The organism is Mycobacterium lehmannii (assembly GCF_002245535.1).
Classification (GTDB): domain Bacteria; phylum Actinomycetota; class Actinomycetes; order Mycobacteriales; family Mycobacteriaceae; genus Mycobacterium; species Mycobacterium lehmannii.
In genome coordinates, this window is sequence record NZ_NKCN01000008.1 from 19,101 (window position 1) to 37,421 (window position 18,321).

General features: G+C 68.2%; 13 protein-coding genes. 6 read left to right on the forward strand and 7 right to left on the reverse strand.

Annotated elements, in window-relative coordinates; genetic code table 11:
* Window position 1 precedes the first annotated feature (1 nt).
* On the reverse strand, window positions 2-973 hold the full coding sequence (locus CEX87_RS11090; RefSeq protein WP_064399977.1) for a phosphotriesterase family protein: 972 nt from the start codon (window positions 971-973) through the stop codon (window positions 2-4).
* A 75-nt stretch (window positions 974-1,048) separates the two neighbouring features.
* On the opposite strand from CEX87_RS11090, the gene CEX87_RS11095 reads away from it, so the two are divergent.
* Window positions 1,049-2,644 carry an MFS transporter gene (locus CEX87_RS11095; RefSeq protein ID WP_064417995.1) on the forward strand — a complete coding sequence of 532 codons (1,596 nt, stop codon included), beginning with the start codon at window positions 1,049-1,051 and terminating at the stop codon, window positions 2,642-2,644.
* Here the strand turns inward: CEX87_RS11095 and CEX87_RS11100 are convergent.
* On the reverse strand, window positions 2,637-6,794 hold the full coding sequence (locus tag CEX87_RS11100; protein WP_416171902.1) for a DUF3367 domain-containing protein: 4,158 nt from the start codon (window positions 6,792-6,794) through the stop codon (window positions 2,637-2,639). The two genes, CEX87_RS11095 and CEX87_RS11100, sit on opposite strands and share 8 nt — an antisense overlap.
* 43 nt (window positions 6,795-6,837) lie before the next feature.
* Window positions 6,838-7,011 (reverse strand): DUF2613 domain-containing protein, encoded by a 174-nt coding sequence (locus CEX87_RS11105; protein ID WP_066810839.1) that lies wholly within the window; start codon window positions 7,009-7,011, stop codon window positions 6,838-6,840.
* A gap of 108 nt (window positions 7,012-7,119) precedes the next feature.
* Here CEX87_RS11105 and CEX87_RS11110 point away from each other — a divergent pair, with 108 nt between their 5' ends.
* Window positions 7,120-8,286, forward strand: a complete 1,167-nt coding sequence (locus CEX87_RS11110; protein WP_198957204.1) for a glycoside hydrolase family 3 N-terminal domain-containing protein — start codon at window positions 7,120-7,122, stop codon at window positions 8,284-8,286.
* Between the two features lie 58 nt (window positions 8,287-8,344).
* Complete coding sequence (locus CEX87_RS11115; protein WP_064399973.1) at window positions 8,345-8,989, forward strand: TetR/AcrR family transcriptional regulator; 645 nt, start codon at window positions 8,345-8,347, stop codon at window positions 8,987-8,989.
* A gap of 20 nt (window positions 8,990-9,009) precedes the next feature.
* Here the strand turns inward: CEX87_RS11115 and CEX87_RS11120 are convergent, their stop codons facing one another.
* Together CEX87_RS11120 and CEX87_RS11125 are read right to left on the reverse strand one after the other, a co-directional pair.
* The gene (locus tag CEX87_RS11120; RefSeq protein WP_094287123.1) at window positions 9,010-9,861 is read right to left on the reverse strand and encodes a MaoC/PaaZ C-terminal domain-containing protein; all 852 of its coding nucleotides are present in this window, start codon (window positions 9,859-9,861) and stop codon (window positions 9,010-9,012) included.
* Window position 9,862: 1 nt separating this feature from the next.
* A complete protein-coding gene (locus CEX87_RS11125; protein ID WP_094287125.1) occupies window positions 9,863-11,242 on the reverse strand; it encodes a 3-oxoacyl-ACP reductase in 1,380 nt (459 codons plus the stop codon).
* Between the two features lie 46 nt (window positions 11,243-11,288).
* Here CEX87_RS11125 and CEX87_RS11130 point away from each other — a divergent pair, with 46 nt between their 5' ends.
* Window positions 11,289-12,587, forward strand: coding sequence for an acetyl-CoA C-acetyltransferase (locus CEX87_RS11130; protein ID WP_064399970.1), 1,299 nt, complete (start codon window positions 11,289-11,291; stop codon window positions 12,585-12,587).
* Window positions 12,588-12,726: 139 nt separating this feature from the next.
* Here CEX87_RS11130 and CEX87_RS11135 read toward each other — a convergent pair whose 3' ends face one another.
* Window positions 12,727-13,842 carry a TDT family transporter gene (locus CEX87_RS11135; protein ID WP_064399969.1) on the reverse strand — a complete coding sequence of 372 codons (1,116 nt, stop codon included), beginning with the start codon at window positions 13,840-13,842 and terminating at the stop codon, window positions 12,727-12,729.
* 68 nt (window positions 13,843-13,910) lie between these two features.
* On the opposite strand from CEX87_RS11135, the gene CEX87_RS11140 reads away from it, so the two are divergent.
* On the forward strand, window positions 13,911-14,843 hold the full coding sequence (locus tag CEX87_RS11140; RefSeq protein WP_233151345.1) for a TIGR03564 family F420-dependent LLM class oxidoreductase: 933 nt from the start codon (window positions 13,911-13,913) through the stop codon (window positions 14,841-14,843).
* 233 nt (window positions 14,844-15,076) lie between these two features.
* On the opposite strand, the gene CEX87_RS11145 is transcribed toward CEX87_RS11140, so the two are convergent.
* The gene (locus tag CEX87_RS11145) at window positions 15,077-16,912 is read right to left on the reverse strand and encodes an acyl-CoA dehydrogenase (RefSeq protein ID WP_094287129.1); all 1,836 of its coding nucleotides are present in this window, start codon (window positions 16,910-16,912) and stop codon (window positions 15,077-15,079) included.
* A 238-nt stretch (window positions 16,913-17,150) separates the two neighbouring features.
* On the opposite strand from CEX87_RS11145, the gene CEX87_RS11150 reads away from it, so the two are divergent.
* The gene (locus CEX87_RS11150) at window positions 17,151-18,233 is read left to right on the forward strand and encodes an NAD(P)H-dependent amine dehydrogenase family protein (protein ID WP_064418006.1); all 1,083 of its coding nucleotides are present in this window, start codon (window positions 17,151-17,153) and stop codon (window positions 18,231-18,233) included.
* Window positions 18,234-18,321: the final 88 nt, after the last annotated feature.

Below are 18,321 nucleotides of genomic sequence, written 5' to 3' on the forward strand. Positions count from 1 at the left end.
GTCAGTAAGCGCCCCGGGTCTCGAATATTCGGCGCGGGTTGTCGACGAGCATCGTCGTGAGCTGTTCCTCGGAGACGCCTCGCTTCTTGAGGGCCGGGATCACGTCGTTGTGGATATGCAGGTAGTGCCAGTTGGGCATGGTCTGCGGGACGAGTCCTTCCGGAAGCCAGTCGATGAAACAGGACGCGTCGTGCGACAGCACCATCTTGTCGGCGTGGCCGCGCTCGCACATCCGCGCGACGGTGTCCACCCGCTCCTCGAAACCGAGGAACACGTCGACCCCGAACCGGTCCATCCCGATGTAGGACCCGTTGTCGATCAACTGTTCCAGGTAGTCCAGATCGGTGCTGTCACCGGAATGCCCGATGACGACGCGCGAGAGGTCCACGCCCTCCTCACTGAACACGCGCTGCTGATCCAGGCCGCGCTTGGTCGCGGCGTGCGTGTGCGTCGAGATCGGGACGCCCGTCTCCCGGTGCGCCTGGGCCACCGCGCGCAGCACCCGCTCGACCCCGGGTGTCAGGCCGGGTTCGTCGGTCGCGCACTTGAGGACCGCCGCCTTCACTCCGGTGCCCGCGATACCGGTGGTGATGTCGCGGACGAACATGTCGACCATCGGCTCACCGAGCGGGGTCTCCGGCCCGCTGAAATGGAAGAACATCGGGACGTCGTTGTACGTGTAGACGCCGGTGGCGACGATGATGTTGATGTCGGTTTGCGCGGCGATACGCTCGATACGCGGAATGTAGCGCCCCATTCCGATCACCGTGAGATCGACGATGCTGTCGACCCCGCGCGATTTGAGCTCGTTGAGGCGGACGACGGCGTCGCCCTCCCGTTGGGCCTCGTCGCCCCAGACCTCCGGATAGTTGGTCGAGATGTCGAGGGACTGGATGAAGACGTGTTCATGCATGAGCGTGACGCCCAGGTCGGTGGTGTCGATCGGTCCTCGGGCGGTGTTCAGTACCGGCACGCGGCCGATGCTACGAGATAGCGGTCGACCAATCGGGTACTTGAAACTCGATTCATAGCGAAAGGCCAGAACCGAATGGCGACATCGTCGAGCGTCCGCACCGCGCCGTCGGCGTGGGCGCCGCTGCGGTCGCCGATGTACCGGGCGCTGTGGATCGCGCAGCTAGTGTCGAACCTCGGGACCTGGATGCAGACGGTCGGCGCCCAGTGGATGCTGGTCGCCGATCCCGACGCCGCGGTGCTGGTGCCTCTGGTGCAGACCGCGACGACGTTGCCGGTGATGCTGTTGGCGCTGCCCTCCGGCGTGGTCGCCGATCTGGTCGACCGGCGACGCCTGCTGATCGCCACGCAGTCGGCGATGGCGGCCGGCGTCTCGATCCTGGCGATCTTGACCGGTGTCGGGTTGACGACGCCGGCGGTTTTGCTGATCCTGTTGTTCCTGATCGGCTGCGGACAGGCGCTGACGGCGCCGGCGTGGCAGGCCATCCAGCCCGAACTCGTTCCGCGCGAACAGATTCCCGCTGCGGCGGCGCTGACCAGCCTGGCCCTGAACAGCGCCAGGGCGGTCGGGCCCGCGATCGCCGGCCTGCTCGTGGCCTTGTCCGGGCCGACGACGGTGTTCGCACTGAACGCGGTCTCGTTCATCGGCATCGTCGTGGTGCTGTTCACCTGGCGGCGGCCGGTTGAGGAACGGTTGCTGCCGACCGAGCGGCCGTTGTCGGCGCTGAGCGCGGGCGGACGGTACATCCGCAGCTCGCCGGTGGTGCGGCGCATCCTGCTGCGGGCGCTGCTGTTCATCGCTCCCGGCAGCGCGCTGTGGGGGCTGCTTGCGGTGATCGCCGATCGACAACTGCACCTGTCGTCGGCGGGCTACGGCGTGCTGCTGGGCGCGCTGGGTGTCGGCGCGGTGTGCGGGGCGATGGTGTTGTCCCGGCTGCAGGTCCGGTTCGGGCGCAACGCCTTGTTGACGGTGGGCGCGGTCGGTTTCGCGCTCGCCACCGCGGTGCTGGCGCTGGTTCCGGTGCTTGCGGTGGTGATCGTCGCGATGATCGTCGGCGGACTGTCGTGGTTGCTGACCCTGTCGACCCTGAATGCGTCCATGCAGCTGAGCCTTCCGGCCTGGGTGCGGGCGCGCGGACTGTCGGTCTACCAGCTGGTGTTCATGGGTGGACAGGCGATCGGCTCGCTGGTCTGGGGGCTGGTGGCCGGCGCGACCAACAGCGTCACCGCGCTGCTGATCGCGGCCGGGTTGCTCGCCGCGTGCGCGGTATCGCTGCTGTGGTGGCGGCTGCATCCGGGCACCGGCAACCTCGACGTCGAACCGTCGGGGCACTGGCCGGAACCGGCGCTCGTGTTCGAACCCGCCCCGCCCGACGGCCCGGTCCTCGTGCTCAAGACATACCGGGTCGCATCGGAGAACGAGGCGGCGTTCGTCGCGGCGATGGACCGGGTGAAGCGTTCGCGGCAGCGTACCGGGGCCGTGCAATGGCGGTTGTTCCGTAGCGGTGAATTCCCCAACACATTCGTCGAAGCGTTCGTCGTGCGGTCGTGGTACGAGCACCTGCACCAGCACGTCATCCGGCAGACGGGCCAGGACCTGATCGCCGAGCAGGAGGTCGACAAGTACGTCGTCGGCGAACCCAAGCTCGAGCATCTGATCGCGGTCAGCTGAGCCGTTTCTCCGTCCGAATCGGCACGGTCGACGCCGCGACCGCGGCCACCGAGACCAACGCCAGTAGCTGAACACCCCACGAATGCCCGATGTAGCCGTCTACCGAGCGCCACGGATACTGACTCAACACCGCACCGGCCAGGATCAACCCACCGGCCGCGGTGCCGACCGTGACTGCCTCGCAGAGCTTTTCGCGGTGGCGCAGCAGCCAACGGACGCCGACCGCCAGACCGACCACCGCGACGCCCGCCACCCCCGAGATCGCCGCACCGACGGCCAGTACCGCGGCGCCGACGGCGACGGGGCGCGGTCGCCACACCGGCACCGGCTCGGCTTGCGCCGGGCGCCTGCGCATCGGCAGGAAAGCGAGCAGTGCGAGCACCGGCAGCAGCGCGAGCCCGCCGATCAGGCCGGCGCGGTAGGGCACATTCGTCGGGAAGCTCAGCGTGACCGGGCCCGCCGTACCCGGCGGCAGCACCCAGCCCTGCTGCCAGCCGTTCACCGTGATCGGCGTCAGCTGTGACCCGGCGCTGTCGTGGGCGACCCAGCCGGGGTTGATGCTTTCGGGTACCACGAGGACCCGGGACGCCGACGACGGTGCGACGGTCACCTCGCGGTGGTCTGCGCTCCATTGCCCGGTCTGCGCGGAAACGCTTGGCGCCTCGCGTATTTCAACGGCGCGCGGTCCGGCGAGCTGAGCGCCGTCGACGATGAACGCCGCGCCGGGGCTGATGACCAGCTCCTGTTGGCCCTTGGGCAGCAGGATCGGCTCGGCCCGGCACGGGCGTGCCGCCACGGGTTCACCGTCGAGGAGGGCGCCGACGGTCGTGCTGAGCGAGGTCTGCACGAACTCGCCGGCGACGCCGATGACCGGGCCCTTGCCGCACGGCATGTCGATGGTTCGGTTCCGGTTGGCCGCGGCGTCGGCCGCCGCGATCGGTTCGCCGCGGGTGTCGAGCGCGGTCACCTCGGCCAGGCCGGGTGGTTTGAGTTGGTCGAAACCGAGCGCCGTGCGGTCGATGACGTCGTCCCAGTCGAGAAGGGAGATCGTCACGGTGTCGGTGGCTTTCGGTTTGAGATCCAGGGTCTGGGCGCCGGCATCGCCGGCCACCGGACGGATTTGCGGACCGTCGCCGAGGTCGACGGCCACCAGCGTCGGACGTGCGGGCAACTCCGACGAACTCGGCGTCACCCGCAGGCCGGCAACTTCGGTCCGCTTCGGCAGTTTCAGCGTCAGTGTCGGCGGCGTCCCCTGCTGCACGACCCGCTGCGGGGCGGTCCAGGCGGTGCCCGCATCGCCGTCTGCGGCGGCGTAGGCCGAGCCGAGCACGTCGATCGGATCGGCTTCGCCCACCGCGCGGGCGGTACCGGGGGCGCTGATGAGGTCGGCCAACTGGGGACCCTGTCGGGCGCGCACCCATACCGTCGGAGTCACCGCGATCGGCGTCGGAACCGTCAGTGTCCGGCTCAAGTTCACCGGCTCCTCGGCCGACAGCGCCATCAACGCTGCGCACCGGTAGCCGGTCGGACTTTGCGCGCAGCCAGATCGCCCCAGCAACTCCGAACCCAGATCCCATTGCGCCACAGCAGAATCCGCGGGTGGACCGGGAACGGCCACGGTGTGGCGCAGGCTGACGGGGTGGGCGAAGCCGTTCGCGTCGTACTGGGTGACTGCGAGGTCGGTGATTCCGAACTGCACGCCGGGTGAGCCGTCGTCGGTGGCTACCGCGGTGAGCCGCACCCACGGCGACTCGCCGTAGGGCAGTGCTGCGGTGAGCGGTTTGCCTGCCTCATCGAACCGCAGGGTGCTGGTGCCGTTCACCGTCGAGATCTCGATGCGGCGGATCTGTGCGCCGACCGCGGTGGCGCTGGGCGTGACCGTGATGGTCGCGTTGGTCACGGGGTGATCGAAGTCGACCTGCATCCACTGGCCGATCGCCGACTGCAGCGAGTTGGAAACCCAACTGGTCGACGGGTCGGCGTCGACCGCCGCGGCCGGGCCCGCCGCCGGCGCGACGTGGGGGAGCGCGGTGGAGTCGGCGGCCGAACTCGACACCGACACCCGGCCACCGTTCCACTGCCCGTAGACCAGATCGGTTCCGGGAGAAGGGTAGTCGATGACCCGATTGTGGGTGTGCCGCGGATCGTCGGGAGTGCGGATCGCCGATGAGTGGTCGTCGACGCGACCGTAGTCGGTTTCCCGCGCGAGCGGGGTGTCGGTGACGGTGACCAGCGGGGTCGGCACGCCCGCGCGTTCGGCGTCGGCGGTCAAGAGCATCGGGCCCAGCGGCGGGCGGTCGAGCAGTCGGCGGCGCTCGTCGAGCCGTAGCAGCGCCTCGGGTGCGCCGTCGACGCGCGCCATGCGGTCGGTCTCGACGAGGTAAGGCGTCACCGGGGTTTCGGCGTTGACCCGGTATATCTCGACGGCTGGGTAGCGCGGGCGCAGACCGCTGTCGGAGACGAATCCGGCCAGGGTGCCCGCGCCGACCTGATCGCCGAACTCGGCGACCTTCTCCAGACCCGGTGAGCCGTCGATCGCGCGGTGCACAAGCAACGGCCGGGCCGACCGGGATGACTCCGGGTCCAGGTCGTTGCGCACCACGACATACGAAATACCCTGGCGGGCAAGGGTGTCAGCGAGACCCGCGGATGGGCGGCCTGCGGCGAACAACCGCTGCACGGAGTCGAGCGCGCGGATGGTCTGCGGCGGGGTCAGCGGGATCGAATCGCGTACCCCCCAGGCGCTTTCGCCGAGCACCTGCAGCGGTTCGTCGTGGCTGTTGCCCCACACCTGGGTGGCGAACGGAGCGCCGGGTGCCACCAGGACGCGGCCGCCGGTGTTGTTCTCGTCGAGCCAGTCGGCGGTGTCGTGCCAGTACTGGGGGATGGCGTCGAATGCGCCTGGCGGAGTGAGCCGTCCGGTCCATACCAGCGACGTGCCCGCCGCCAGTGCGACCAGGACCACCATTCCCACCGCGACACGCTTGTCGCGTTCGGGATGCGCCAGCGCGGTCGTCCACTCCGCGCGCGGCGCGCTGCCTGGCAGCGGGATGCGGCCGAGCAGATGCGCCAACCCCAGCGTCAAGGGCAGTCGCAGCAGGGGTTCGAGCTTGTGCAGATTGCGCAGCGGAGTCCCCGACGCGTCGAGGAACGCCTGAACCTGCAGCGCGACCGGGGACCCCAACCCGCCGGAGTAGCCGACGGCGAGCAGCGTGACACCGGTGAGCAGGATGACGATCAGACGACCGCGAGCGGGCATCGTCTTCAACGCCAGCCCCGCCAGGCCCGCGGCGGCGACCAGGGTGGTGGCCAGCACGGCGACCGAACCGGTCACCAGGGACGCGCCTGCCGTCGCGTTGGGCGCGACGAACGGGGTCCAGGCGTCGGTGCCGCGCAACATCTCGGTCAGCGACATCCACCGCGTGGTGACGCCGGATGATTCGATGAAGTCGAGGAACGGTGGGCTGACCCGGCCCAGCATCACCAGCGCGACCGCCCACCACAGCACCGCCAGCGTGATACCGAGCGCCCACCACGCCGTGAACCGCCGCCACAACTTGGTGGGCCGGTGACACGCCAGCCAGATGGCCGCGCACAGGCAGCCGGTGAGTGTGGCCACCGCGTTGACCGCACCCATCAACGCGATCGCCACCGCCGAGCGCATCGCCAGCACCCGTACCCGCGGATCGCCCCGCATGACCAAGATGACGGGCAGCAGCACCCACGGCGCCAGCATCATCGGAAGCGTCTCCGACGAGATCGCGCCGATTGTGGTCAGCGTCCGCGGCGAGAGCGCGTAGGCGACCGCGGCGATCACCCGCGACGTCGGGCTGCCGATACCGAGCGCCTCGGCCACCCGCAGCACACCCCAGAACCCGACGACCAGCAGCAATGCCCACCACAGCCGCTGGGTGACCCAGCCGGGCAGCCCGACGATGTCGCCGATCAGGAAGAAGGTGCCGTGTGGGAACAGGTACCCGTAGGCCTGGTTCTGGGCCTGGCCGAAGGGCAGCTCGCTGTTCCACAGGTTGAACGCGCGCGCGAGGAACCGCAGCGGATTGGCGGTCAGGTCGAGCTTGGTGTCGGGTGAGATCTGTCCGGGTGACTGGGCGAACGTCAGGACCAGCGCCGCCGCAGCGGCCACCCACAACCAGCGCCGGGAAAGCGGGGCCGTCTCAGTGGCGGCCCGGGATTCAGCTGCGGTCGCCGTACTCGACCCTGTTGAGCACCGAAGACGCCGGATCGCCCGCTTGCAGAGGAGGCTTGTTGTCCTGCTGCACCATCAGCGTCACACCGAAAACAGCCGCCGCACCCAACAGCAGACCGACCACGATGCTGGCGGCCGCGGGCACGAGGAACCGATCCATGCGGCAAAACTAGCATGCGGGCCATGTGCCCAGCTGAACCCATGTTCTGGCCGCACACGCCGACCACGAGATAGAACTGAGCCACCACAGCCGTTAGTGTCGAGGCCCATGGCCTTGCCCCGCGCATTGTGTGCCCTTGCCGCCGCTCCCGTATTGCTGATGGCGTGCTCGCCTGCCGCGCAGGAAGCCGCGCCGTCACCGACGTCCGCGCCCATCACCAAGGCGGCGACCGCCCTGCCCGCGGCCCCGGCCGCGCCGGCGCCGCCCGCGTGCGGAGCCGGTGAATCGCTGCTGTCGTCGATGTCGACGCGCGACAAGCTCGCCCAACTGCTGATGGTGGGCGTCTCCAATGCGGGTGACGCACGCGCGGTCGTCGACAACCACCACGTCGGCGGCATCTTCGTCGGCAGTTGGACCGACCTGTCGATGCTGTCCGACGGCTCGCTGGCAGCCATCGCTGGATCGGCGACCCCGCTACCGCTCGCGGTCAGCGTCGACGAGGAGGGCGGCCAGGTGTCGCGGCTGGCCGGGCTGATCGGCAGCCAACCGTCGCCCGCCTCGCTGGCGGCCAGCAGCACGCCCGACGAGGTGTACAACATTGCTCTGAAGCGGGGCCAGGCCATGCGCGGGCTTGGTATCACCGTCGACTTCGCGCCGGTCGTCGACGTCGATGGCGGCGGTTCTATCGGCGACCGGTCGTTCGGCTCCGATCCGGCCGTCGTCACCGACTTCGCCGGCGCGTATGCCCGCGGTCTGCGCGACGGCGGTGTGATGCCGGTGCTCAAACACTTCCCCGGCCATGGGCGCGCCTCGGGCGACTCGCACACGGGCGGGGTCACAACGCCACCGATCGGCGACCTGCAAACCACCGATCTGGTGCCGTACCGGACGCTGACCAGCCAGGCGCCCGTCGGAGTGATGGTCGGTCACCTACAGGTGCCCGGGCTGACCGGCAGCGATCCAGCCAGCCTGAGCCCGGCGGCCTACGCGCTGCTGCGGTCGGGCAACTACGGCGGCCAGCCGTTCAACGGCCCGGTGTTCACCGATGATCTGTCCGGTATGCGGGCCATCACCGACCGGTTCGGGGTGGCCGAGGCGGCGCTGCGGAGCCTCCAAGCGGGCGCCGACGTCGCGCTATGGCTGAGTACCGGTGAGGTGCCCGCCGTGCTCGACCGGCTGGAGAAGGCGTTGGATGCCGGTGAGCTGTCGATGTCCAGCGTCGATGCCTCGGTGCTGCGGCTGGCGGGAATGAAGGGGCCCAACCCGCGCTGCTGATTCCCGCCCACCGCCCGCTGCTGACGCCCTGTTGGCGCGCATTGCTTACCCTGGTGGAATGGCCGGAGGTACCAAGCGGTTGCCGCGCGCGGTGCGCGAGCAGCAGATGCTGGATGCCGCCGTGCAGATCTTCTCGGTGAACGGCTACCACGAGACGTCGATGGACGCGATCGCCGCCGAGGCTCAGATCTCCAAACCGATGCTGTACCTGTACTACGGCTCCAAGGAGGAGTTGTTCGCGGCGTGCCTGGATCGTGAGCTGGCGCGGTTCGTCGACGAGGTGCGCAGCCAGATCGATTTCAAGCAGAGCCCGAAAGACCTGTTGCGCAACGCGGTCCTGGCGTTCCTGAACTACATCGACGCGAACCGGGCGTCGTGGATGGTGCTCTACAGCCAGGCGACCAGTTCGCAGGCGTTCGCCCACACCGTGCGCGAAGGCCGCGAGCGCATCATCGACTTGGTTGGCAGACTGCTGCGCTCGGGCACCCGAAATCCCGAGCCCGACACCGACTTCGACATGATGGCCGTCGCCCTGGTCGGCGCCGGTGAGGCAGTGGCGTCGCGGGTCAGCACCGGCGACGCCGGCGTGGACGAGGCCGCCGAGTTGATGATCAACCTGTTCTGGCGCGGACTGAAGGGCACCCCGTCCGAACATTCGGACTCATCCGTTCACTCTGCGGCTGCGGCGCAATTGTCGGAGTAGCCGGCGCTCTCAGCGCAGAGTCACTCCGACTGCAGCGAGCGCACCGTTCCGAACAAGTGCGGCTCGCGTTTCTTCATGTCGCGCAACGTGAGATCCCACCCATCGGACACCCGGTCGACGTAGAGTCCGGCGTTCGCGGGCAGCACCACCGGCTTGGCGAACTTCACCGAATACTTGACCGCGTCCGGCAGCTGACCCTCGATGTTCGCCAGAACTGCTGCCGCGCTGAACATCCCGTGCGCGATGACCGTCGGGAAACCGAACAGCTTGGCCGCGACCGAGTTGGTGTGGATCGGGTTGTGGTCACCGCCCACCGAGGCGTAGTGCCGGATCTGCCCCGGAGTGATGCGCAGCATCGCATTCGGCGGGCCGAGTTTCGGCGGCTTCTGCGGCGGCGGCTTCGGCTCGTCGGACAGACTCGTCCGCTGCTGGTGCAGGAACGTCGTCACCTGGTGCCAGGCCCGCTCGTTGCCGACGTTGACATCGGTCACGATGTCGACCAGCAGACCACGCCGATGCTCACGCAGGTTCTCCGCGTGCACCTTCACCGAGACGGAGTCGGTGACCGCGATCGGACGGTATTGGGTGATGTGGTTCTCGATGTGCACCGAACCCATTGCCGCGAAAGGGAAGTCGAACCCGGTCACCAACGACATCAACGTCGGGAACGTCAGCGCGAACGGATACGTCAGCGGCACCGTGTCGCCGAACTGCAATCCGGTCACCGACGCGTAGGCCGCCACGTTCTCGGGGTCGATACTCAAGTCTTCGACGGTCAGCGTGCGATCGGGCAGCGTCTCGCCGCGCGGCACGAACGGCAGGGCGCCCGCCGCCGCGCGCGCCAGGTTCATCAGGCCCGACGGTTGGCTCATGTCACGCCCCCAGCCAGGCCTGGCCGCACACCCGCACCGTGTTGCCGGTGACGGCGTTGGATGCGGGGCTGGCGAAGTAGGCGATGGTCTCGGCGACATCGACAGGTTGGCCGCCCTGGTACAGCGAATTGAGCCGCCGGCCCACCTCGCGGGTGGCCAGTGGAATCGCCTCGGTCATCTTGGTCTCGATGAAGCCAGGCGCTACCGCGTTGACCGTGACGCCCTTGTCGGCGTACGCCTCCGACAGGCTGTCGGTCAGCCCGATCATGCCGGCTTTGGTCGCGGCGTAGTTGGTCTGGCCGCGGTTGCCCGCGATGCCGGCCATCGACGACAGGCCGACGATCCGGCCGCCCTGGCCCAGCACGCCGTTGTTCACCAGTCCCTCGGCAAGGGCAAGCGGCGCAACGAGATTCACCGCGACGACGGAATCCCATCGCCCTTCGTCCATGTTGGCCAGCAGTTTGTCGCGGGTGATGCCCGCGTTGTTGACCAGGATGTCGACGCGACCGTCGTAGTGCTCGCGCACATGCTCGGTGATGCGGTCGACCGCGTCCTCGGCGGTCACGTCCAGGGCCAGCGCGGTCCCCCCGACCTTCGTCGCCGTCACGCCGAGCGCTTCCTGTGCCCCCTCGACGTCGATGCAGATCACCTTGGCCCCGTCGCGCGAGAAGACCTCGGCGATCGTCGCGCCGATACCGCGGGCCGCGCCGGTCACGATCGCGACCTTGCCGTCCAGCGGACGGTCCCAGTCCGCGGGCGGCGCCGCGTCGTCGGGGCCGATCCGGAACACCTGTCCGTCGACGTAGGCGGACTTGCCCGACAGCAGGAACCGCATCGTCGACTCGAGACCCGTCGCGGCGGGCTTGGCGTCGGGGGAGACGTAGACGAGGTTCACCGTCGCGCCGCGGCGCATCTCCTTGCCCAGCGAGCGGGTGAAGCCCTCGAGCGCGCGCTGCGCGATGCGCTCATGCTCGCTGCCTGCTAGCTCAGGTGTGGTGCCGACGACGACGACGCGACCGGAGGGCCCGAGGTTGCGCAGCAGCGGGGTGAAGAACTCGTAGAGCCCCTTGAGGCCGGTCGGCTCGGTGATGCCGGTCGCGTCGTACACCAGCCCGCCGAACGAGTCGGCCCAGCGACCGCCCAGGTTGTCGGAGACGACGTCGTAGTCGTCGGCCAGCGCGGTGCGGAGCGGTTCGACGAGTCGGCCGCCGCCGGCTGAGCCGGCAATCGAGCCTGAGCCGCCGATCAGTAGCGTGCCCGCCAGCGGCGGATCACCCGGCTTGTAGCGGCGCAGCGTCTCGGGCTGGGGGATGCCCAGTTGCTTGGCGAGGAACGATCCGGGCGTCGAGTGGACGATTTGCGAGTACAGATCCGATGCCATGAGGACGAACTTACTCCAGAGTAAGAAGGGTGGGTACTATGGGTGCATGCCTAGTGATACCCGCCGACGCGTCGCCATCCTCGGTGGCAACAGAATTCCTTTCGCCCGCTCCGATGGCGCGTACGCCAATGCGTCGAACCAGGACATGTTCACCGCCGCGCTGGGCGGCCTGATCGAGCGCTTCAACCTCGACGGAGAGACGCTCGGCGCGGTGATCGGCGGTGCTGTGCTCAAGCACAGCCGCGACTTCAACCTGATCCGCGAATGCGTGCTCGGCAGCGCCCTCTCGTCCTACACGCCCGCGTTCGACATCCAGCAGGCGTGCGGCACGGGCCTGCAGGCGGCCATCTCCGCGGCCGACGGCATCGCCGCGGGTCGCTATGAGGTCGCGGCGGCCGGCGGCGTCGACACCGCTTCGGATGCGCCGATCGCGCTCGGCGACGACCTTCGCCGCACGCTGCTCGGTCTGCGCCGCGCGAAGTCGAACGTCGACCGGCTCAAGCTCGTGGGCAAGCTACCCGCCTCTGTGGGCATCCAGATCCCGGTCAACAGCGAGCCCCGTACGGGCATGTCGATGGGCGAGCACGCCGCCGTCACCGCCAAGGAGATGGGCATCAAGCGCGTCGACCAGGACGAGTTGGCCGCCGCCAGTCACCGCAACATGACCGCCGCCTACGACCGCGGCTTCTTCGACGACCTGGTCACGCCGTTCCTCGGCGTGTACCGCGACAACAACCTGCGCCCCGACTCGTCGGCCGAGAAGCTAGCCAAGCTCAAGCCGGTATTCGGTGTCCGAAACGGCGACGCGACGATGACGGCGGGCAACTCCACGCCGCTGACCGACGGCGCCTCGGTGGCGCTGCTGGCGACCGACGAGTGGGCCTCGGCGCACGGCATCGAACCGCTCGCTTACTTCGTGGACGCAGAGACCGCCGCTGTGGACTACGTCAACGGCAAGGACGGATTGCTGATGGCGCCGACCTATGCGGTGCCGCGGCTGCTGGCCCGCAACGGCCTGACCCTGCAGGACTTCGACTTCTACGAAATCCACGAGGCGTTCGCGTCGGTGGTGCTCGCGCACCTGCAGGCGTGGGAGTCCGAGGAGTACTGCAAGGAGCGCCTCGGGCTCGACGCGGCTCTCGGCTCGATCGACCGCTCGAAGCTGAACGTCAACGGGTCGTCGATCGCGGCCGGTCATCCGTTCGCCGCGACCGGCGGGCGGATCGTGTCGCAGTTGGCCAAGCAGCTGGCCGAGAAGAAGAAAGAGACCGGTCAATCGGTGCGCGGGCTGATTTCGATCTGCGCCGCCGGCGGGCAGGGTGTGGCGGCCATTCTGGAAGCCTGACCAGCCCGGCAGGACCGCCAAAAAATACTGACGGCAGCGTGTAACGCCCCCCGGAAACGCGCCGATACACCTGATAGCTCCGTGCTGCCGTCTGACCCCCCGACCCGACGGCAGTACGGGGCTCTTAACTTTTCGGGCCTCAAGCCGGCGGAGGATCCTTCTTCGCCTTGACCGGCCCGGCCGCCGCCGGCGCGAACAGCGCACCGCCGAAACTGCCGCCCATCGTGCGGACCGCGACCAGTGCCCACGTCCCCAGCAGACCGGTGTAGGCGATGGCGGCGGCGACGTGGAACGCGGGCAGCCCGGTGTGGTTCGCCAGTTGCGTCGTTCCGGTGACGAAGGTCCCGACCGGAAACGTCAGGCTCCACCACGTCAACGCGAACGGCATCCCACGGCGCATCGTGCGCACGGTCAGTTCGGTGGCCAGCACGATCCACAACACCGCGAAACCCCACACCGGTACGCCGAACAGCACTGCGAACACGTCCATGGCATCGGCCAGCTCAGTCGAGACCGATGCCCCGGCGTGCGCACCGAGCAGCCCGGCCGCGGTGATGCCCTGTCCGAGCGGGCCGAGCACGATCCACAGCGTCGGCACCCGCGCCGTGCCCGAGGTGCCGTACAGCGCCAGCCTGCTCCAGATCATCGTGATGATGATCAGCGCCGCGAACAACGACAGACCGAACATCGCGTAGCACCCGTAGAGCATCGTCGCCCGCCCGGTGCCCGGATCCATGTGCGGGATCAGCAGCGCACCGGAGGCGGCCGACACCATCGGCGGCACCACCGGCATCAACCAGCCACCGAACGCGGCGTCGGGCTCGACGTTGAGCTGCGTGAACATCAGAAACGGGATGGTCGCCGCGGTGAACAGCCCCCCGACGGTGCCAGCCGTCCACAGCACCCACGCCAGGTCGACGGCTGCCCGCTCGCCGATCAGATCCTTGCCGATCAGCAGGGCGCCCGAGCCCACGGTCAGCAACGCCATCGGCGCAGCACCGTAGAAGTGCGTCATCTGCGGATTGCGGACATGTCGACGCGCCGCCACCGGGTGCCGGATCCGTTGCACGCTGACCGCGATGCCGAGCACCACGAGCAGAAGCGCCGCGAAGACCCACACCACGCGCGAGAACACGTGCAGGCCGGGGACGTGCACGGGCAGCGTGGCGCCGGCGGTGGCGACGATGCCGGTGCCCATCACGGAGGCGAACCAGTTGGGTCCGAGGTGTTGTAGCCGCGCCAACTCGGTCGTCATGGCCCAGTATGTTCAGACCGCCTCCGGCACGCGGGAAGGCTCGCCGCCGGTCGTGCTTCGATGGTGGGGTGCAGATCAGTGTCGCCCTCACCGGACTCATCACCGACGCCGACGGCCGCTCGCCGCTCGACGGCGTCTTGACGAAGCTGACGTCGTTGCGCGACGAGGGATTCCGCCGGGTGTGGATGGCGCAGCTGCCCTACGACCCCGACCTGCTGACGATCCTGGCCGTCGCGTTTCGCGAAATCGAGACCATCGAGGTGGCCTCAGGGGTGATCCCGATCCAGGTGCAGCACCCCACCCAACTGGCGCAGCGCGCGCTGACGCTGAACGCCATCGCGGGCGGCCGCTTCACCCTGGGCATCGGGTTGAGCCATCGCATGGTGACCGAAGGGGTGTGGGGCATTTCGTACGACAAACCGGTGCGGCAGATGCGCGAGTACCTCGACGCGCTGCTGCCCCTGCTGGCCGGTGAGCCCGCCGACGCCTCCGGGCAGTTCTGGACGACCCGAGGCTCGTTGAAGGTGCCCGGCGCTCCGCGGCCCGACGTCTACCTCGCAGCACTCGGCCCGCAGATGCTGCGCCTGGCCGGTCGTCGCAGCGCCGGGACGATGACGTGGATGACGGGTCCCAGGACGCTGGCCGACCACGTCGTCCCGACCCTGCGCACGGCCGCAGTGGAGGCGGGCCGCGACGAGGACTCGGTTCGGGTGGTGGCGTCATTGCCGATCAGCGTCACCGACGACGTCGACGGCGCCCGGGCCACAGCCGCCGAGGAGTTCGCCATCTACGGACAGTTGCCGTCGTACCGCGCCATGCTCGATCGCGAGGGCTACGCAGAACCCGCCGACGCCGCGATCATCGGCGACGAGGAGTCGGTGTCGCAGCGGCTCGACGAACTGGGCGCTGCCGGTGTCGACGAGTTCGTCGCCAGCGTCTTCGACTCGGATCCTGAGGCGCGTGCGCGCACCCGGGCGCTGTTGCGGTCCAGGGACACCTGACCGGAAAAATTTGCACTGGTGTGATCGAGATCACGGGCGTACGATCGGTCGCACGACGGGTTCGGGAGTGACTTTTCCGAAGAGTCGGCAAGGGTTGAAAGCCGACCGCGCGAGACTGATGTGACGCACCTGGTGTCCTCCCGAACCCGCCCTAATGTGAACTTGATTCCGATGCAAAACGCCCCCGGGAAGAGACCGGGGGCGTTTTGTTTCTGCGAAGCGACTGAAGGCTCTTAGAAGGCCGCCTCGTCGAGTTCCATCACCTCGTTGTCGAGGTTCTCGATGATCTGACGCGTGCTGGTGAGCATCGGCAGGAAGTTCTTCGCGAAGAACGACGCCACTGCGACCTTGCCCTCGTAGAAGGCGCGGTCGTCACCGGCCACACCCGCGTCGAGCTTGTCGACGGCCACCGCGGCGTGCTGCTGCAGGAGCCAGCCGATGACCAGGTCACCGACGCTCATCAGGAAACGCACCGAACCCAGGCCGACCTTGTACAGCTCGGCCGAGTTCTCCTGCGCCGCCATCAGATAGCCGGTGAGCGAGGCCGCCATCGCCTGAACGTCCTCCAGCGCGGTCGCCAGCAGCGCGCGCTCGGCCTTGAGCCGGCCGTTGCCCGACTCGTTCTTGACGAACTGCTCGATCTGGCCGGCCACGTGAGCCAGCGCCACACCCTTGTCGCGGACGATCTTGCGGAAGAAGAAGTCCTGCGCCTGGATGGCCGTGGTGCCCTCGTAGAGCGAGTCGATCTTGGCGTCACGGATGTACTGCTCGATCGGGTAGTCCTGCAGGAAGCCCGATCCACCGAGGGTCTGCAGGCTCTCGGTCAGCTTGGCGTAGGCCTGCTCGGAGCCGACCCCCTTGACGATCGGCAGCATCAGGTCGTTGACCCGCGCGGCCAGCTCGGCGTCGATCTCGTGCACCGCCTTGGCCACCGCGGCGTCCTGGTAGGTCGCCGTGTAGAGGTACAGGGCGCGCAGACCTTCGGCGTAGGCCTTCTGGGTCATCAGCGAACGACGCACGTCGGGGTGGTGCGTGATGGTCACGCGCGGAGCCGTCTTGTCGGTCATCTGCGTCATGTCGGCGCCCTGCACACGCTCCTTGGCGTACTCGAGCGCGTTGAGGTAGCCGGTCGACAGCGTGGCGATGGCCTTGGTGCCCACCATCATTCGGGCCTGCTCGATGACGTCGAACATCTGCGCGATGCCGTCGTGCACCTCGCCGACCAGCCAGCCCACGGCCGGGGTGCCGTGCTGACCCAGGGACAGCTCACAGGTGGCCGAGACCTTCAGGCCCATCTTGTGCTCGACGTTGGTGACGAAGACACCGTTGCGCTCGCCGGGCTCACCGGTCTCGGGGTCGAAGTGGAACTTCGGGACGAAGAACAGCGAGAGGCCCTTGGTGCCCGGGCCTGCGCCCTCGGGGCGGGCCAGCACCAGGTGCATGATGTTCTCGAACAGGTCGTCGGAGTCGCCCGAAGTGATGAAGCGCTTGACCCCGTCGATGTGCCAGGTGCCGTCGGGCTGCTGCACGGCCTTGGTGCGGCCGGCGCCGACGTCGGAACCCGCATCGGGCTCGGTCAGCACCATCGTTGCGCCCCAGCCGCGTTCGGCGGCCAGCACGGCCCACTTCTTCTGCTCGTCGGTGCCGTTGTTGTAGAAGATCTCGCACATACCCGCGCCCATCGCGTACATGTAGGCCGCGGGATTGGCGCCGAGAATGTGCTCGATCAGCGCCCACTGCAGCGCGCGGGGCATCGGCATGCCGCCGAGCTCCTCGGAGAGACCGACCTTGTCCCAGCCACCCTCGAGCAGCGCGCGCATCGACTTCTTGAACGAGTCGGGCAGCGTCACCGAGTGGGTGTTGGGGTCGAAGGTCGGCGGGTTGCGGTCCGCGTCGGCGAACGACTCGGCGATCGGACCCTCAGCCAACCGGGCGATCTCGCCGAGCATCTCGCGGGCGGTGTCCACGTCCAGTTCGGCGTAGTCACCCTCGCCGAGCGCCTTGTCAACGCCGAAGACCTCGAACAGGTTGAATACCTGGTCACGAACGTTGCTCTTATAGTGGCTCACGATTCCTCCTCGGTGAGACGGCCACTGTTGGTTGGGTACTTCTTGCTTAAGTTACCCACCAGTAACTGCCCGAACTATACCCATCAGTAACTTCAACTCAAACCACCTCGAAACAATTTCCGGCACCTAACTAACCGCCCGGTTGGTCGGGGAACCGAAATCCGCAGTTGACAGGTGTCTGGCCAGGCGTTGATGCCCATTGTGAGAATGGTCACGCCGACCCGGATAGGGTGTTGCGATGCTTCGCATCGCGGTCTGGGGGACGGGCAACATGGGGGCGGCGGCCATCCGCTCAGCGGCGGCCTTTCCGGGCTTGACACTGGCCGGCGTCATCACCTCATCGCCGGACAAAGCGGGCAAGGACGCCGCCGCGTTCGCCGCACTCGACGGGTCGACCGGCGTCACTGCCACCACCGACGTCGACGCGGCGCTCACCGACTGTGATGCCGTGGCCTACATGGCTTCCGGCGACATTAGACCCGACGACGCCGTCTCAGACATCGAACGCTGCCTGCGGGCGGGCAGGCATGTGGTGACGCCGTCGCTGTACTCGCTCTACGACCCGCGTTCGGCGCCACCTGAATGGGTCGACCGGCTCACCCGCGCCGCCGAAGAAGGCAACTGCACGCTGCTCGTCAGCGGCGTCGACCCGGGCTGGGGCAACGACGCGCTCGCCGTGATCGCCGCCGGCCTGTGCACCAGGATCAACAGCATCCACTGCCAGGAGATCTTCGACTACTCCACCTACAACCAGCCGTTCGCGGTGAAGGTGTCGTGTGGTTTCGGGGGGTCGATGGACGAGACGCCGATGATGTTGCTTCCGTCGATCCCAACGATGGTGTGGGGCGGCAACATTCGGCTGGTGGGCCGCACCCTCGGGATGGAGATCGACGAGATCGCCGAGGAGGTCGAACGACGCCCGCTGGAGGAGCCCGTCGATACGGTGATGGGCCGGTTCGAGAAAGGCACCCAGGGCGCGTTCTGGTTGAAGGTGATCGGCAAGTCGGGCGGACGCGAACGCATCGTCATCGATCACATCACCCGCATCCACTCGTCGTGTGCGCCGGACTGGCCGTATCCCGATGAGGGCGTCGGCGACCACCGCGTGATCATCGACGGGGATCCACGATTGACCATCACCACGCGCGCCGACGTACCCGGCGGCACCCGCGCCGACGGCGGCAACACCACGGCCGCCAATCGGCTGCTCGGCGCGCTTGCCTGGCTCGTCGAACAGAAGCCGGGAATCTACGACGGGCTCGACGCGCCGCTGCAGACGACGTTGCCGCCCGAGGTGCAGGCACAGCGCTGGGCCCACTGACCCGCTCTTACCCTCGCGATTTCTGCGCCATGGTCGCAAAAAGTCGCCTGCAGCAGCCTTGCTGCAGAAATCGGCGACAGATGCGCTC

Excerpts from the sequence above, each read along its gene's own strand:
- CEX87_RS11095 (WP_064417995.1), top strand. The coding sequence starts at position 1,049 with ATGGCGACATCGTCGAGCGTCCGCACCGCGCCGTCGGCGTGGGCGCCG.
- CEX87_RS11105 (WP_066810839.1), bottom strand. The coding sequence starts at position 7,011 with ATGGATCGGTTCCTCGTGCCCGCGGCCGCCAGCATCGTGGTCGGTCTG.
- CEX87_RS11110 (WP_198957204.1), top strand. The coding sequence starts at position 7,120 with ATGGCCTTGCCCCGCGCATTGTGTGCCCTTGCCGCCGCTCCCGTATTG.
- CEX87_RS11115 (WP_064399973.1), top strand. The coding sequence starts at position 8,345 with ATGGCCGGAGGTACCAAGCGGTTGCCGCGCGCGGTGCGCGAGCAGCAG.
- CEX87_RS11120 (WP_094287123.1), bottom strand. The coding sequence starts at position 9,861 with ATGAGCCAACCGTCGGGCCTGATGAACCTGGCGCGCGCGGCGGCGGGC.
- CEX87_RS11125 (WP_094287125.1), bottom strand. The coding sequence starts at position 11,242 with ATGGCATCGGATCTGTACTCGCAAATCGTCCACTCGACGCCCGGATCG.
- CEX87_RS11130 (WP_064399970.1), top strand. The coding sequence starts at position 11,289 with ATGCCTAGTGATACCCGCCGACGCGTCGCCATCCTCGGTGGCAACAGA.
- CEX87_RS11135 (WP_064399969.1), bottom strand. The coding sequence starts at position 13,842 with ATGACGACCGAGTTGGCGCGGCTACAACACCTCGGACCCAACTGGTTC.
- CEX87_RS11150 (WP_064418006.1), top strand. The coding sequence starts at position 17,151 with ATGCTTCGCATCGCGGTCTGGGGGACGGGCAACATGGGGGCGGCGGCC.